Genomic DNA, 15,144 nt, shown 5'->3' on the forward strand with positions numbered 1-15,144 from the left:
GGAACGTGATCTCCAGGTGAGTCAAGAGAACGTCTCGCCCCCCGAGCTGCCCGTCGTGTGGCGGCCGAGGAAGGGACGCGTCGTGGCGTACGGCTTCGCCGGGCTGATCGTCGTTGGAGCCGTGGTCCTGGCGATCCTCCTGCCGCCGCCGTTCACCGTGGTCGACAAGGTCGCGATGGTGGTGCTCGGCGCCGCCGTCGCCGGGGTGCTGCACCTGCTCGGCCGCTGCCGGGTCGAGGCGGACGAGACGGGCGTCACCCTGGTCAACGCGCTGCGGGTGCACCGCTACGAGTGGCCGGAGGTGCTCGCGGTGACGCTGACCGACAGCGAGCCCTGGGCGAAGATCGACTTCACCGACGGCGCGACGATCGGCGCCATGGGGCTGCAGGGTTCGGAGAAGGAGCGGACCGTCCAGCAGGTCCGTCAGCTCGCCGCGCTGATCAGGGAACGCGGCGAGGCCAGGGACGACGACGGGCACGGCGGCCGGGCCGGGGACGACGGCTGAGACCCGGCCGGCGTGGGGTGTCAGGTCTCCTCGGCGAAACGCTCGGCCATGCCCGTCTCACCCGCGACCAGCAGGACCGTGTTCCCGTGGATGGCCGTGTCCGAGGTGGCGTAGGTGAACCGGCCACCGGGGCTCTTGATCCCGACCACGGTCACGCCGTACTTCGTGCGGATGCCCAGCTCGCCCAGCGTCCTGCCCACCGCCCAGCCCGGCGCCTTGGTCTTGACCAGGGCGTAGCCCTCGTCGATCTCGACGTAGTCGAGCATCCGCCCGGTCACCAGGTGCGCGACCCGCTCTCCCATGTCGTACTCGGGCTGCACCACGTGATGCGCGCCGACCCGGTCCAGGATCCGGCTGTGCTGGCGGCTGATCGACTTGGCCCAGATGTCCGGCACACCGAAGTCGGCCAGGATCGAGGTGGTCAGGATGCTCGCCTCGATGTCGCCGCCGATGCCGACCACGACCCTGCCGAACTCCTCGACGCCCAACTGGGTCAGCGCGTCCGGGTCGGTCGAGTCGGCGCAGGCCACATGCGTGAGCTGCCCGGACAGCTGCTGCACGATCTTGGGGTCGCTGTCCACGCCGAGCACCTCGACGCCGCGCTCCGCCAGTTCGAGCGCCAGCGCGCTGCCGAACCGGCCGAGACCGATCACCGCGACCGCGTCGCCGCGGTCCTTCCTGTCAGCCAACGAGAGGGCCCTCCTCCGGATAACGGAACCTGCGGGTCTGGACGTGCAGCGCCAGCGCCGCGCCGAGTGTCACGGGCCCCAGTCTGCCGACGAACATCAGGACCGTCAGCACCAGGTGCCCCGGGGTACCGAGATCGCCGGTTATCCCGGTGGACAGGCCGACCGTGCCGAACGCCGAGACCACCTCGAACAGCACCCGGTCGAGCTTGAACGGGGTGAGGGCCATCAGGACGAACGTGCCCAGCGCCACCGAGGCCACACTGAGCAGGGCGATGGTCAGCGCCTGACGCTGGAGCTGCTCGGGCAGGCGGCGGCGGCCGACCGTGACGTCGGGCTCACCGCGCAGCTCGGCCAGGATGACGTAGCCGAGGAGCGCGAACGTCGTCACCTTGATGCCGCCGCCGGTGCTCGCGCTGCCCGCTCCGATGAACATCAGCACGTCGCTGATCAGCCAGGTGGTCTCGTGCATCTGGGAGACGTCCACGGAGTTCATGCCGCCGCTGCGGGTCATGGAGCTGTGGAAGAACGCCGCCATGATCCGTTGCCAGGGCGGCAGGCCCCCCAGGGTCGCGGAGTTCTCCCACTCGGTGAGGGCGACGGCCAGCGCCCCGCCGAACAGCAGGACCGCGGTCATCCCCACGGTGATCCTGGCGTGCAGCGACCAGCGCCTGGGACTGTGCCAGCCGCGGCGGATCGCGGTGTAGACGGGGAAGCCGAGCCCCCCGACGACCACGGAGATCGCCAGCGGCAGGCAGATCCACGGGTCGTGGACGAAGCGCGCGATGCCGTCCGGCCACAGGGTGAACCCGGCGTTGGTGAAGGAGGAGACCGCGTGGAAGAGCCCCTGGTACAGGGCGCGGCCGGGCGACTCGCCGTACCCGATGAGGAAGCGGGCGGCCAGCACGGCGGTGGTCAGCGCCTCGGCGGCCAGCGTCACCTTGGCGACGCCCGCGATCAGGCGGCGCACCTCGCCGGGGCCCAGGGTCCTGGTCTCGGCCTGGGCGTTGAGCCTGGCGCGCAGGCCGAGCTTGCCGGAGACGACCAGCGCCAGGATGGAGGCCATCGTCATGATCCCGAACCCGCCGATCTGCATCAGCGCCAGGATCACCAGCTCACCGAAGACCGACCAGTGCGTCGCGGTGTCCTGTACGGCCAGGCCGGTCACGCAGACCGCCGACGTCGCGGTGAAGAGCGCGGACGTCCACGCCGCCGCCTGCCCGGCCTCGACCGCGACGGGCAGCGACAGCAGCGCCGAGCCCGTCGTGACCACGACCAGGAAGGCGGCCACGACGACTCTCGACGGCGTGTTGATCCGCCGCAGAACGTTCTTCACGAGGGGTGAGAATACGCCGGGGAGACGACCGCCACGTCCCGCCCCACATGCCCTGCCCCGTCAGTGGCCCCCGCGGCGTAGCCTGAGGTGATGCTGAGGGGGACGGCCAAGGCCTCTGACGTGGAGTCACCGGGACATCTGGGGGAACTCCTCGACCGGTGCGCCTACCTCGCGGACGAGGGGCTGGCCACGGCGGCGTTCCTGGCGCTGCGGATGGGCCGCCCGTTGCTGCTCGAAGGTGAGGCAGGGGTCGGCAAGACCGAGCTGGCCAGGACGCTCGCCACGGTGCTCGGCGCGCCGCTGATCAGGTTGCAGTGCTACGAGGGACTCGACGGTCCCCAGGTGCTCTACGACTGGGACTTCGCCCGCCAGCTGCTGCACCTCAAGGCCGCGGAGGCGAGCGGGATCACCGACGCGGCGCGGCTCGAGGGGGAGGTCTACGACCGGCGCTTCCTGATCCCCAGGCCGTTGCTCAAGGCGGTGGAGACCCAGCCGAGCGTGCTGCTCGTCGACGAGGTCGACCGGGCCGACGTGGAGTTCGAGGCGATCCTGCTCGAGGTGCTGTCCGACTTCGCGATCTCCATCCCCGAGCTCGGCACGATCCGGGCGCAGAGCCCGCCGGTCGTCGTGCTGACCTCCAACCGCACCCGCGAGCTGCACGACGCGCTGAGACGCCGCTGCCTCTACCACTGGCTCGAACACCCCTCCTTCGAGCGGGAGGTGACGATCCTGCTGCGCAGGCTCCCCGGCTGCTCCAGGACCCTGGCCGAGCAGGTGGCCGGGGCCGCGGGCCGGCTGCGCGGGGCCGGTCTGGTCAAGCCGCCCGGCGTCGCCGAGAGCCTCGACTGGGCCGAGGCCCTGCTGACCCTGGGCGCCCGGGAGCTGGACCCCGGCCTGGCCGCGGCGACGCTGGGAGCCCTGCTCAAGCACCGCGAGGACCACGAGATGGTCCTCGGGAACGGGTTCTTCGATGTCTCCCGTGACTGAGGGCCCCCTGGAGGGCACAGCGGAGGACACAGTGGAGGGCGCGGTGGGGGAGGCGGAGCGCGACATGGTCGCGGTCATGACGGGATTCGCCAGGACGCTGCGCGCCGCCGGGGTGCCCGCCGACCACGAGCGGACCCAGGCCCTGCTGCGCGCGCTGGCCGTCCTCGGCGCGGCCGCCCCGCGCGGGGTCTACTGGGCGGGCAGACTCACCCTGTGCGCCTGTCCCGACGACCTGCCCCGCTACGACCGTGTCTTCGACGCCTACTTTGGCGGCACGCGGGCACGTCCGACGCCCCCGCCCGTGGCCGACGTCACCCGGGGCGTCACGATCCTGACCGGCACCCGGGGACAGGCGGGGGACGGTGAGGAGCGGGCGGCGGCCGCCAGCCCGGCGGAGGTCCTGCGCAACAGGGACGTGGCCGCGATGACCGGTGCCGAGCTGGCCGAGGTACGGCGCCTGCTCGCCCTGCTGCGGGTGGATCGCGAGCGGCGCGGGTCACGACGGTTCGGCCCCTCCCGCAGGGGGCGCCTCGACGGCGGGGCGACGATCCGCGAGACCCTGCGGCACGGCGGCCAGACCGTACGGCTGCGCCACCGCGCCCACCGCACCAGGCCTCGCGGGGTCGTGCTGCTCGTCGACGTCAGCGGCTCCATGGCCCCCTACGCCGACACGCTGCTGCGCCTGGGACACGCCCTGGTGCGCGCGGAGCCGAGGGCGACCGAGGTGTTCAGCGTGGGCACCCGCCTGACCAGGATCACCGCCGAGCTGCGCCCGCGCGACCCGGCGGCGGCGATGGAGGCCGTCTCCGCCGCCATCCCCGACTGGAGCGGCGGCACCCGCCTCGGTGAGGAACTGCGAAGTCTTCTGCGGCTGCACGACGCGGCGGGCGCGACCGTCGTCATCGCCTCCGACGGGTGGGAGCGGGGCGACGCCTCGCTGCTCGGTGCGCAGATGGCCAGACTGTCCAGGACCGCCCACCGGGTGATCTGGGTGAACCCGCACAAGGGGCAGGAGGGCTACCGCCCGCTCACCGCCGGGATGCGGGCGGCGCTGCCGTACGTGGACGACTTCGTGGCCGGGCACAGCCTGGCGGCCTTCGAGGCGCTGGCCCGGCTGCTTGGAGGGCGGAATGCGTGACATCCTCTCGCAGATCACGCGCTGGTGGGAGGCGGGCGAGACGTTCGGCCTGGCGACCGTGGTCGAGACCTTCCGCAGCGCGCCCCGGCCCCCGGGAGCCTCGATGGCCGTCCTCGGGGAGGAGGCGGCGGGCAGCGTGTCCGGCGGCTGCGTCGAGGGCGCCGTCTACGAGCTGGCCCGCGAGGTGGCCGCCTCGGGGACCCCGGTGCTGCGGCGCTACGGGGTGAGCGACGACGACGCCTTCTCCGTCGGGCTGACCTGCGGGGGGATTCTGGACGTCTTCGTCGAGCCGGTCTCGCGCGGGACGTTCCCCGAGCTGGGGGAGGTCGCCGCGGCGGTGCGGGAACACGAGCCGGTCGCGGTCGCGACCGTGCTGTCCGGTCCAGGCGCCGTCGGGGCCCGCCGGGTGGTCGGCCCTGAGCGCGCCTCCGGCTCGCTGGGCACGGCCAGGCTGGACGACGCGGTCGACGACGACGCCCGCGGCATGCTCGCCCAGGGCCTCACCGGGATCCGCCGGTACGGCCCGCACGGTGAGCGGCGCCTCGACGACCTGGCGGTCTTCGTGCACTCCTTCACCCCGCCGCCCAGGATGCTGGTCTTCGGCGCCATCGACTTCGCCGCCGCGGTCGCCAGGATCGGCAAGTTCCTCGGTTACCACGTGGTGGTGTGCGACGCACGCCCCGTCTTCGCCACGGCCAGGCGCTTCCCCGAGGCCGACGAGGTGGTCGTCAAGTGGCCGCACGACTATCTCAGCTCGGTCACCGTGGACGAGCGGACCGTGATCTGCGTGCTCACCCACGACCCCCGCTTCGACGTCCCGCTGCTGGAGGTGGCGCTGCGCACCCCGGCGGGATACGTCGGGGCGATGGGCTCACGCCGTACGCACGAGGACCGGCTGGCGCGGCTGCGCGAGGCGGGCCTGGGGGAGGAGGAGCTCGGGCGGCTGCGCTCGCCGATCGGCCTCGACCTGGGCGCGCGGACACCGGAGGAGACCGCGGTCTCCATCGCCGCCGAGCTGATCCAGCTGCGCTGGGGCGGCTCGGGACGGCCGCTGAGCGACGGCTCGGGCCGCATCCACGCGCCCGGTCGCCGGACATGACGCGGGGGGCGAGCGCGGGGCTGCTGCTGGCCGCGGGCGGCGGTTCCCGGCTCGGCGCCCCCAAGGCGTTGGTCGAGCTGGACGGCGAGCGGCTGGTCGACCGGGGGGTCAGGCTGCTGCGCGAGGGAGGCTGCCATCCCGTGGTCGTCGTGCTCGGGGCCGCGGACGCTCAGGTGCGCGGGGCGGTCGTCGTGCGCAACCCGGACTGGCGAACCGGCATGGGTTCCTCACTCAGGACCGGCCTGGCGGCGCTTCCCGGCGACGCGGAGCGGGTGGTGATCGCCCTTGCCGACCAGCCGTCCATCGGGCCGCGGGCCGTGCTCCGGCTGGTGGAGGCCGCGCGGCTGGGGGCCTCCGTGGCCGTCGCGACCTACGCGGGCAGGCGGCGGAACCCGGTGCTGGTCGCCAGGGAGCACTTCGCCGAGGTCGCCGGGCTCGCGGTCGGCGACACGGGCGCGAGGGCCTTCCTCCGCGCGCACCCCGAACTGGTCGTCGAGGTGCCCTGCGACGACGTGGGCGATCCGGCCGACATCGACACCCCCGGCGACCTGGCGGCCTGGCGACGGCGGCGGGGCTGAGATCAGGGGGTCCCCCGGCGCAGCCGGAAGGAGGCGACGGCGGCGCGGTGGTCACTGCCCGCCGCGGCCTCGACGCCCGCGGTGGCCGCGGTGAGGCCCCGGTAGAGGATGTGGTCTGGCCTGGTCACGGGGAAGGACGCGGGCCAGGTGAAGCCGAACCCGGAGCCGGCCTCCTGCTGGGCGTCCAGGAGCGGCGGCACCAGGCCGGCGCGCTTACGGTCGGTCGTGGCGGTGTTGAGGTCGCCGAGCAGGAGAAGGCGCTCGCTGCGGTCGCGCTCGACGAGCCTTCCCGCCTGGGTGAGGGTCTCGTCCCGCTGGGCGGTCTGGCCGGGACGGGCCGAGGCCAGGTGCATCACGTAGACGGTCAGCCTGCCCTTCGGCGTCTGGACGACCGCCCGCAGCGCCCTGGCCCAGCCGAGGCCGATGTCCACCCTGCGAGCCTGCAGGATCGGGAACCTGCTCCACAGGCCGACCGTGTTCACCTGGTAGCGGTGCGGGAAGCGGGCGTCGAGCTCCTTGGCCGCGGGACCCCCCTCGGTCAGCTCCTGCACGGCCACCAGGTCCCGTCCGCCGGAGACGGCCCGTACGGCCCGCGCCGAGTCGCCGTTGGCCGCCCCCACGTTGATCGTGGCGACCGAGACGTCGCTCGGACCGCCGGGGACGGTGCGCAGCAGCGTGGGACCGAACATGATTCCCCAGACGGTCGCGGGCAGCAGTGCGGCGACGATCACCGGCCACGACCGGGTGACCAGGGCGCCGATCAGCAGGAAGGGCACGGTGACGCCGAGCCAGGGCAGCAGGCTCTCCAGCACCGGGGTGAACCCTCCGAGGTCGGGCAGGAGTCCGTGGCCGCCGAGAACGAGGGCGAGCGCCCCCGCAAGCACCATGATCGCCCGCCTCAGCACACCGCTCCTCGTCCGCGCCGCCATCGCGGGCCGTCCCCCGCCCGCACGGGCCTCCCGAGCCCGAGACCCGTACGCTACCGGCCTCATGCGGGCGGCGCGGGTCTTGGAGCGGGCCGGAGGGAGTCGATAGCCTTCTGGGCAGAGAGAACGGAATAACATTCGGTTCCTGTGGTGCGGGAAGGACGATCCTGACGATGCGTATCGGTATGGCCCTGAGTTACGCGGGGGGCTTCAAGGAGACCGTGGACGAGCTGGCCGACTACGAGAGGGCGGGGCTGGACATCGTCTTCGTCGCCGAGGCCTACAGCTTCGACGCGGTCAGCCAGATGGGCTACATCGCGGCCAGGACCGAGCGGCTGCAGATCGCCTCGGGCATCCTGCCCATCTACTCGCGCACCCCCGCCCTGCTGGCCATGACCGCGGCCGGCATGGACTACGTCTCGGGCGGCCGTTTCACCCTGGGCCTCGGCGCCTCGGGGCCGCAGGTGATCGAGGGCTTCCACGGTGTGCCGTACACCGCGCCGCTCGGCCGTACCCGGGAGGTCGTCGAGATCTGCAGGCAGGTGTGGCGGCGTGAGCGCCTGGAGTACGAGGGAAGGCACTACACTCTTCCGCTGCCCGAGGGGGAGGGGACGGGGCTGGGCAAGTCCCTGAAGCTCATCAACCACCCCGTCCGTGAGCGCATCCCCATCGTGATCGCGGCCATCGGCCCGAAGAACGTCGAGCTGTGCGCCGAGCTGGCCGAGGGCTGGGAGCCGATCTTCTACATGCCGGAGAAGGCCGCCGAGGTCTGGGGGGACTCCCTGGCCGCGGGCGGGGCCAGGCGCGACCCCTCGCTGGGAGCCCTCGACGTCATCGCCCAGGCCCCCCTGGCCATCGGCGACGACGTGTCCGGCCTGATCGACCTCGGCCGTCCCGTCGCGGCCCTCTACATCGGCGGCATGGGCGCCAAGGGCAGGAACTTCTACAACGACCTGGCCCGCCGCTACGGCTACGAGAAGGAGGCCGAGGAGATCCAGGACCTCTACCTCGCGGGCAAGAAGGAGGAGGCGGCGGCGCTGGTCCCCAGGGAGCTGCTGGAGGCCGTCTCGCTGATCGGGCCGGAGGGGCACGTGCGCGACCGCCTGCAGGCGATGCGCGACTCCGGCGTCACGACCGTCAACGTCACCCCGCTCGGCCGTACCCACGCCGAGCGCGTCCGGCTCGTCGAGAAGGTCGGGGAACTCGCCTCCTGAGCCCATGTCCGGGCCTTCTCTGGCCGGGGAGAACGTGATACTGATCACAGGTATAGATGAAATTTCCTACCAGAATAGGTGGTTTCACGCCCTGTGAGGTTCTCCCCGGTGACCCCCCTGCTCGTCGGGCGGCCGTATGTGGATCTGTGCCGCCTGAACGGCCAGCTCTGTCGCTGAACGCATTTCCCGCTCCCCTCCCGCCCCGCGCGGGCACGTTCTCACGTCGGAGTCGCGTTCATGAAGAAAGTCTCCTTCTCCCTGCAACTGCTGCTCGGCCTGGTGGCCGGCGCCGCCCTCGGCTTCCTCGCCCGCGCGGGCGAGATCGCCTGGCTCACCACCACCCTGACCGAGGTCGGCAGGCTCTTCGTCCAGCTCCTCAAACTCGCCGTCCCGCCGCTGGTCCTCACCGCGGTCGTGGTCAGCGTCGCCAACCTGCGCAACGTCGGCGGAGCCGCCAGGCTCGCGGGCAAGACACTGCTGTGGTTCCTGGTCACCTCGCTGATCGCGGTGGTCATCGGCCTCGGCCTCGGCCTGGTCATCAACCCCGGCGAGGGCGTCACGATCTCCACCGTCGGAGCCAAGGCCCCCGACCTCGACGGCGCGGGGACCTGGCTCGACTTCGTGACCGGGATCATCCCGACCAACGTCGTCACGGCCTTCACCGAGCTCAACGTCCTGCAGATCGTCTTCATCGGGGTCGTCCTCGGCGCGGCGGCCCTGGCGGTCGGCGAGGCGGCCGAGCCGTTCCTCGTCCTCAGCCGCTCGGTGCTCGAACTGGTGCAGAAGGCCCTGTGGTGGGTCATCAGGCTGGCCCCGATCGGCACCGCGGGCCTGATCGGCAAGTCCGTCGCCGCCTACGGATGGGACCTGCTGGCCCCGCTGGCCAAGCTTGGAGCGGGCGTCTACATCGGCTGCCTGCTGGTGCTGCTGGTGAGCTACCCGCTGCTGCTCGCCCTCGTCGGCCGGATCAGCCCGCTGACCTTCTACCGCAACGCCTGGCCCGCGATCGAGCTGGCCTTCGTCTCCCGCTCCTCGATCGGGACCCTGCCGCTGACCCAGCGGGTCACCGTCGAACGCCTGGGCGTCGACCGCGACTACGCCTCCTTCGCGGTGCCCTTCGGGGCGACCACCAAGATGGACGGCTGCGCCGCGATCTATCCCGCTCTCGCCGCGATCTTCGTGGCCCAGGTGTACGACGTCCCGCTCGGCCTCGGCCAGTACCTGCTGATCGCGTTCGTCTCGGTGGTCGGCTCCGCCGCGACCGCGGGCCTGACCGGCGCGGTCGTGATGCTCACCCTCACCCTGAGCACGCTCGGCCTGCCGCTTGAGGGCGTCGGCCTGCTCCTGGCCATCGACCCGATCCTCGACATGATCCGCACGGCGACGAACGTGGCCGGGCAGATCGTGGTGCCCGTGCTCGTCGCCCGTTCCGAGGGCCGTCTCGACGAGGCGGTGCTGAACGCCCCGCCGCTGCCCCTGGACGAGGCGCCCGCCAGGCCGCTGGTCGCCGGGGGAGCCCCCGCCCCCGCCTGACGCCCCGAGGCGGCGGGCCTCCCCTCCGGCCCGCCACCGCCTCTCCCGCCCGCCACCGCCCAAGGTGTGGCGGGCGGGGTGGAGACAGGGACGGACGAGGTCAATAGCATGCGAGGCATGACCGCCACCCACGCCACGCGCCGTGCGCGTCTCGCGGAGCTGCTGCCCGCCCACGAGGTGGACGCCGTCCTGGTCACCCAGGGGGTGAACGTGCGCTACCTGACCGGCCTGGCGAGCTCGAACGCCGCGGTGCTGGTCACGGCGGACGGCACCGCCACGCTGGCCACCGACTCCCGCTACACCGAGACCGCCAGGCGCCTGTGCCCGGACGTCGAGGTGCGTCAGGAACGCGACGTCACGGGAGGCCTGGTCGCGACGGCGGCAGGCCGGGTCGGCGTCGAGGCGCACCACATGTCCGTGGCCGACTACTTCCGTCTCGGCGGGGACCTGCCGCGGCTGAGCGGGCTGGTCGAGTCGGTGCGCAGGGTCAAGGACGAGGAGGAGATCGACCTCATCCGCACCGCCTGCGCGCTCACCGACCAGGCCTTCGCCGACGTGCTGCCCGGTCTGCGGCCCGGAGTGACCGAACGGGAGGTCGCCAGGGCGCTGGAGACCCGGATGATCGAGCTGGGCGCGGACAAGCCCGCCTTCGACTCGATCGTCGCCTCGGGCCCGAACGGCTCGATCCCGCACCACTCGCCGTCGGAGCGCCCCCTGCGGCGGGGAGACCTCGTGACCATGGACTTCGGGGCGCTGTACGACGGCTACCACGCCGACATGACCAGGACCGTGGCGATCGGGGAGCCCGCAGCCTGGCAGCGAGAGCTCTACGACCTGGTCAGGGCCGCCCAGCGGGCCGGCCGCCATGCCGTACGGCCTGGTGCGCTCACCCACGAGGTGGACGCCGCGGCCCGCGATCTGATCACCGCGGCCGGACACGGTGAGCGCTTCGGGCACGGCCTGGGCCACGGCGTCGGGCTGGAGATCCACGAGGTGCCGTTCCTGGCTCCGCCGAAGCCAGACAGTGATGCCGGGCACGCTAGACTAGAGGATCGAGTTCCGGTCACCGTTGAGCCTGGCGTCTACCTGCCGGGTATGGGCGGCGTCCGCATCGAGGACACGCTCGTGACGCGTGATGTCGGACCGGAGCTTCTCACACGGACGACCAAAGAGCTGCTTGTCCTTTAAAGAGCGGCCGTACGCAGGAGAAACTAGTGGCGACGACGAACGACCTCAAGAACGGCCTGGTGCTCAAGCTCGACGGCGGTGAGCTCTGGACGGTTGTGGAGTTCCAGCACGTCAAGCCCGGCAAGGGCGGTGCGTTCGTCCGCACCAAGCTGAAGAACATCAAGTCGGGCAAGGTCGTCGACAGGACCTTCAACGCGGGCGTCAAGGTCGAGGTGGCCAACGTCGACAAGCGCGAGATGCAGTTCTCCTACATGGACGGCGAAGAGTTCGTCTTCATGGACACCGAGACCTACGACATGCTCAACGTCTCCCGGGTGGCCGTCGGCGACAGCGCCAACTACCTGCTGGAGAACATGCTCGCCACCGTCGCGGTCAACGAGGGCAACGTGCTCTACGTCGAGCTGCCCGCGGCCGTCGACCTGATCATCGCCGAGACCGAGCCGGGCCTGCAGGGCGACCGCTCCACCGGCGGCACCAAGCCCGCCAAGCTGGAGACCGGCGCCGAGATCAAGGTGCCGCTGTTCATCACGACCGGCGAGAAGGTCAAGGTCGACACCCGCACCGGCGAATACCTCGGCCGCGCCTGATGTCCGCACGGGGTAAGGCGCGCAGGCGCGCGCTGGACATCCTCTTCGAGGCCGAGGCGCGCAGCCAGGACCCGCTCGCGGTCCTGGCCGAGCGTCTCGAAAGGGCGGAGCCGCCCGTCAACGAGTACACCGCGACCATCGTCGAGGGCGTGTGCAGGCATCGCGCGCGCATCGACGAGCTGATCACCACCTACGCCGAGGGATGGACGCTCGACCGCATGCCCGCGGTCGACCGCAACCTCCTGCGCGGCGGCACCTACGAACTGCTGTGGATGCCCGACGTGCCCGAGGGCGTCGTCATCAGCGAGTGGGTCGGGCTTGCCTCCGAGCTGTCGACCGACGAGTCCCCGCAGTTCGTCAACGGCCTCATGGCCCGGTTCAAGCAGCTCAAGCCGTCTCTGGCGCTGTAGGCCACAGCTGTAGGCCACATCCGTGGAGAGGACCCTCTCCGGTCCTCTCCACGGACGCGCCCGCGGGAGCCGCACACGGACTTTCCCGTTCTGACCTCGTGAATCACGCGGCCCCGGTCCGGACTCCTTCCACGCCGGGGAAAGAGACGATCAGGCCCGGCCCCGGTTCCTCCCCGGACGGCACCGGGTACGGCCCGGCGTAGGCTGGGGCTCGTACCGCGAAAGAGGAGGCGATCTTAAGTTGCGCGCCGTAGGCATCTCACGCCCGTCGGCCACTCCGGCGGTCCGCACCGCCGTCGTGTGGGACGTGTTGCGGGCAGTGCTCGCCGACCGGGTGGCCGCGACCGGCAGGGATCGGCTCGACATCGTCGACGCCGGAGGAGGCACGGGCGGCTTCGCCGTGCCGCTGGCCGGGCTCGGGCACGCCGTCACCGTCGTCGACCCCAGCCCCGACTCGCTGGCCGCGCTCGAACGCCGGGCCGCCGAGGCCGGGGTCGGCGTCCGCGCCCTGCAGGGGGACGCGGCAGACCTGAAGGAGATCCTTCCCACGGACGGGGCGGACCTGGTGCTCTGCCACAGCGTCCTGGAGTACGTCGAGGACCCGGCGGGCGCCCTGGGCGCCATCGCGGGCCTGCTGCGCGAGGGAGGGGCGATCAGTGTGCTGGCCGCCAATCCGCTCGCCGCGGCCCTGCATCGTTCCATCGCGGGCCGGTTCGACGAGGCGCTGCAGGTCCTGGACGACCCACAGGGGCGCTGGGGCGACCGTGACCCCACGCCGCGGCGGTTCACCCGCGAGACCCTGGCCGTGCTCCTGTCCGCCGCCGGGCTCACCCCCGGCGAGGTCCACGGCGTACGGATCTTCGCCGACCTGGTGCCCAGCCGCCTGCTGGACGGGGAACCGGGGGCCGCGCGCGCCCTGGTAGCCCTCGAACAGGCCGCTGCGGCCCACCCCGTGCTCAGGGACATCGCCACCCAGCTCCACGTCCTCGGCAGAAAGTGAGTTCCCGCCGAACGTGTGTTCCCATGCGTCTCGTACAATGACCTCGTGTCGAGGAAACAGCAGGTGCCGCGTCCGGTCTCGGCGCTGGGCACGGACGACACCGGTTGTCCGATCCTCCACGTCGACATGGACGCCTTCTTCGCCAGCGTCGAGTTGCGTGAGCGTCCCGAGCTGCGCGGCCTGCCCGTCATCGTGGGCGCCCCCGGCCCGCGGGGGGTGGTGCTCAGCGCCACCTACGAGGCCAGGCGGTTCGGGGTGCACTCGGCCATGCCCATGATCCGCGCCCGGCGCCTGTGCCCCAGGGCCGTGATCATCCCGCCGAGCCGGGGAAAGTACTCCGAGGTCTCCAGGGGCGTCATGGAGATCTTCCGGACCTTCACTCCGGAGGTCGAGCCGATCGCCTCCGACGAGGCCTTCATGGACGTCGGCGGAGCGCGCAGGAGGCTCGGCCCGCCCGCCGCGATCGCCGCCATGATCCGTGAACGGGTCGCCGGTGAGCACGGGATCACCTGCTCCGTCGGGGTCGCCAACAGCAAGTTCGTGGCCAAGCTCGCCTCACAGCACTGCAAACCGGACGGCCTGATGGTCGTTCCCGCGGACCAGGTCGTCGACTTCCTCCACCCGCTGCCCATCGCGGCGCTGTGGGGCGTGGGGGAGCGCACCGAGCGCTCTCTGGCGCGTCTGGGTGTCAGGACGGTCGGCGACCTCGCCAAGATCCCCGTCGAGACGCTCCGGCACGAGCTCGGCCAGGCCGTGGGAACCCACCTGGCGGCGCTGGCCTGGGGCCGTGACGAGCGCCGGGTCACCCCGCACACGCCGGACAAGAGCATCGGCGCCGAGGAGACATTCGCCACAGACGTCGACGACCCGGAGCGGATCCACCGGGAGCTGCTGCGCCTGTCGGAGCGGGTCGCGGCCAGGCTCAGGCAGGCCGGTCACGCGGGCCGCACGGTCAGCGTCAAGCTCCGCAGGGCCGACTTCACCACCATCTCCAGGTCCCGCACCCTCAGAGAGCCGACCGACGTCGCCCGCGTCCTGTACGCCACGGCCCGCGACCTCTACGGCGCCTCCGGCCTGCTGGGAGTGCGGTTGCGCCTGGTCGGGGTGCGGGTCGAGAACCTCGTTCCGGCGTCCGGGGTGACCAGGCAACTCGGCCTGGGAGAGCGCGAGACGGGCTGGCGGGAGGCCGAGCAGGCGATGGACAGGGCGGCCCGCAGGTTCGGTCCGGATGCGGTGCTCCCGGCGTCGCTTGTTCGCCCGTCGTTTGGTGAAATAGATCTATGACACCGCCTCCGGTTTGGACTACGTTGGACGTTTTCTTTCGTCTACGTCTACAGCCTCGTATTCTGGGGATAACCGACCGCGAGGTTCGGACACCCCGTGTCGTCCGTCACCGTCTTCCCCGTACTGGGGCTGTCCTTGGGAGGCGCCGTGCCGCTCTCTGAGCACGAGCAGCGCTTGCTCGACCAGATCGAGCAGGCCCTCTACGCCGAGGACCCGAAGTGGGCCAATACCGTAAGGATCAGTGATCCACGCAGCCATTACAAGCGCCGCCTGGTGAAGGCCTCCATCGGCTTCGTCCTGGGCGTCGTCCTGTTGATGGTCGGCGTCGTGAACTACATCCCGCTCGGAGTCGGCGGTTTCGTGGTCATGCTCGCCGCGTGTCTGTGGGGTCTGTCCAGCTGGAAGCGCATGAACGGCTTCGGTGAAACCTCCGGGTCCGGCCCCTCCCGCCAGACGGGCAGGGCGGGCCGCAGGAGTGGTCCCAAGCCGAGTTTCATGGAGCGGATGGAGGAGCGCTGGCGTCGTCGTAACGACGAGCGCTGAGCCCCTCCCCGCGTCCTCCCCTGGGACGGCACGACCTCAGGGCACGGAGTCCGGCCGGGTCCTGTCCCGGCTGGACCGTGCCACCTGGGTCATGCCGTCCGGACGTCTCCCCGAACCGTCCCCCGTGAGC

General features: G+C 71.7%; 16 protein-coding genes. 13 read left to right on the top strand and 3 right to left on the bottom strand.

Going from position 1 to position 15,144, the window contains the following annotated elements; translation table 11 throughout:
- Positions 1-16: 16 nt before the first annotated feature.
- A complete protein-coding gene (locus tag ACFYY8_RS04620) occupies positions 17-505 on the top strand; it encodes a PH domain-containing protein (protein WP_390037128.1) in 489 nt (162 codons plus the stop codon).
- A gap of 20 nt (positions 506-525) precedes the next feature.
- Here the strand turns inward: ACFYY8_RS04620 and ACFYY8_RS04625 are convergent, their stop codons facing one another.
- Positions 526-1,194: a TrkA family potassium uptake protein gene (locus tag ACFYY8_RS04625; protein WP_352008976.1), complete on the bottom strand. Its 669-nt coding sequence runs from the start codon at positions 1,192-1,194 to the stop codon at positions 526-528.
- On the bottom strand, positions 1,187-2,527 hold the full coding sequence (locus tag ACFYY8_RS04630; RefSeq protein WP_390037130.1) for a TrkH family potassium uptake protein: 1,341 nt from the start codon (positions 2,525-2,527) through the stop codon (positions 1,187-1,189). Before ACFYY8_RS04630 ends, ACFYY8_RS04625 begins: the two co-directional genes overlap by 8 nt.
- Positions 2,528-2,617: 90 nt before the next feature.
- Here ACFYY8_RS04630 and ACFYY8_RS04635 point away from each other — a divergent pair, with 90 nt between their 5' ends.
- The 4 genes from ACFYY8_RS04635 to ACFYY8_RS04650 are packed head-to-tail and all read left to right on the top strand — an operon-like array spanning position 2,618 to position 6,329.
- Positions 2,618-3,514 (top strand): AAA family ATPase, encoded by an 897-nt coding sequence (locus ACFYY8_RS04635; protein WP_390037132.1) that lies wholly within the window; start codon positions 2,618-2,620, stop codon positions 3,512-3,514.
- Positions 3,507-4,652 (top strand): VWA domain-containing protein, encoded by a 1,146-nt coding sequence (locus tag ACFYY8_RS04640; RefSeq protein ID WP_390037134.1) that lies wholly within the window; start codon positions 3,507-3,509, stop codon positions 4,650-4,652. The genes ACFYY8_RS04635 and ACFYY8_RS04640 overlap by 8 nt, the downstream gene beginning before the upstream one ends.
- Positions 4,645-5,751, top strand: coding sequence for an XdhC family protein (locus tag ACFYY8_RS04645; RefSeq protein WP_390037136.1), 1,107 nt, complete (start codon positions 4,645-4,647; stop codon positions 5,749-5,751). Before ACFYY8_RS04640 ends, ACFYY8_RS04645 begins: the two co-directional genes overlap by 8 nt.
- Positions 5,748-6,329, top strand: a complete 582-nt coding sequence (locus ACFYY8_RS04650) for an NTP transferase domain-containing protein (RefSeq protein ID WP_390037138.1) — start codon at positions 5,748-5,750, stop codon at positions 6,327-6,329. Before ACFYY8_RS04645 ends, ACFYY8_RS04650 begins: the two co-directional genes overlap by 4 nt.
- A gap of 2 nt (positions 6,330-6,331) precedes the next feature.
- Here ACFYY8_RS04650 and ACFYY8_RS04655 read toward each other — a convergent pair whose 3' ends face one another.
- Positions 6,332-7,234 carry an endonuclease/exonuclease/phosphatase family protein gene (locus tag ACFYY8_RS04655; protein WP_390037140.1) on the bottom strand — a complete coding sequence of 301 codons (903 nt, stop codon included), beginning with the start codon at positions 7,232-7,234 and terminating at the stop codon, positions 6,332-6,334.
- A 194-nt stretch (positions 7,235-7,428) separates the two neighbouring features.
- On the opposite strand from ACFYY8_RS04655, the gene ACFYY8_RS04660 reads away from it, so the two are divergent.
- The 8 genes from ACFYY8_RS04660 to ACFYY8_RS04695 all read left to right on the top strand — a co-directional run bounded on the left by ACFYY8_RS04660 (position 7,429) and on the right by ACFYY8_RS04695 (position 15,014).
- Positions 7,429-8,469, top strand: coding sequence for an LLM class F420-dependent oxidoreductase (locus ACFYY8_RS04660; protein ID WP_390037143.1), 1,041 nt, complete (start codon positions 7,429-7,431; stop codon positions 8,467-8,469).
- A 237-nt stretch (positions 8,470-8,706) separates the two neighbouring features.
- Complete coding sequence (locus ACFYY8_RS04665; protein WP_390037145.1) at positions 8,707-10,002, top strand: dicarboxylate/amino acid:cation symporter; 1,296 nt, start codon at positions 8,707-8,709, stop codon at positions 10,000-10,002.
- A 117-nt stretch (positions 10,003-10,119) separates the two neighbouring features.
- Complete coding sequence (locus ACFYY8_RS04670; protein ID WP_390037147.1) at positions 10,120-11,190, top strand: M24 family metallopeptidase; 1,071 nt, start codon at positions 10,120-10,122, stop codon at positions 11,188-11,190.
- 26 nt (positions 11,191-11,216) lie between these two features.
- Positions 11,217-11,777, top strand: coding sequence for an elongation factor P (efp, locus tag ACFYY8_RS04675; RefSeq protein WP_352008986.1), 561 nt, complete (start codon positions 11,217-11,219; stop codon positions 11,775-11,777).
- On the top strand, positions 11,777-12,187 hold the full coding sequence (nusB, locus tag ACFYY8_RS04680) for a transcription antitermination factor NusB (RefSeq protein WP_352008987.1): 411 nt from the start codon (positions 11,777-11,779) through the stop codon (positions 12,185-12,187). Before efp ends, nusB begins: the two co-directional genes overlap by 1 nt.
- A 241-nt stretch (positions 12,188-12,428) precedes the next feature.
- Positions 12,429-13,187, top strand: coding sequence for a class I SAM-dependent methyltransferase (locus ACFYY8_RS04685; RefSeq protein WP_390037150.1), 759 nt, complete (start codon positions 12,429-12,431; stop codon positions 13,185-13,187).
- Between the two features lie 45 nt (positions 13,188-13,232).
- Positions 13,233-14,471, top strand: a complete 1,239-nt coding sequence (gene dinB, locus ACFYY8_RS04690; protein ID WP_390037152.1) for a DNA polymerase IV — start codon at positions 13,233-13,235, stop codon at positions 14,469-14,471.
- Between the two features lie 147 nt (positions 14,472-14,618).
- Entirely contained in the window at positions 14,619-15,014 is a 396-nt protein-coding gene (locus ACFYY8_RS04695) for a DUF3040 domain-containing protein (protein ID WP_390037154.1), read from the top strand.
- Positions 15,015-15,144 lie beyond the last annotated feature (130 nt).

Source organism: Streptosporangium sp. NPDC001559, from assembly GCF_042893955.1.
Taxonomy (GTDB): Bacteria; Actinomycetota; Actinomycetes; order Streptosporangiales; family Streptosporangiaceae; genus Streptosporangium.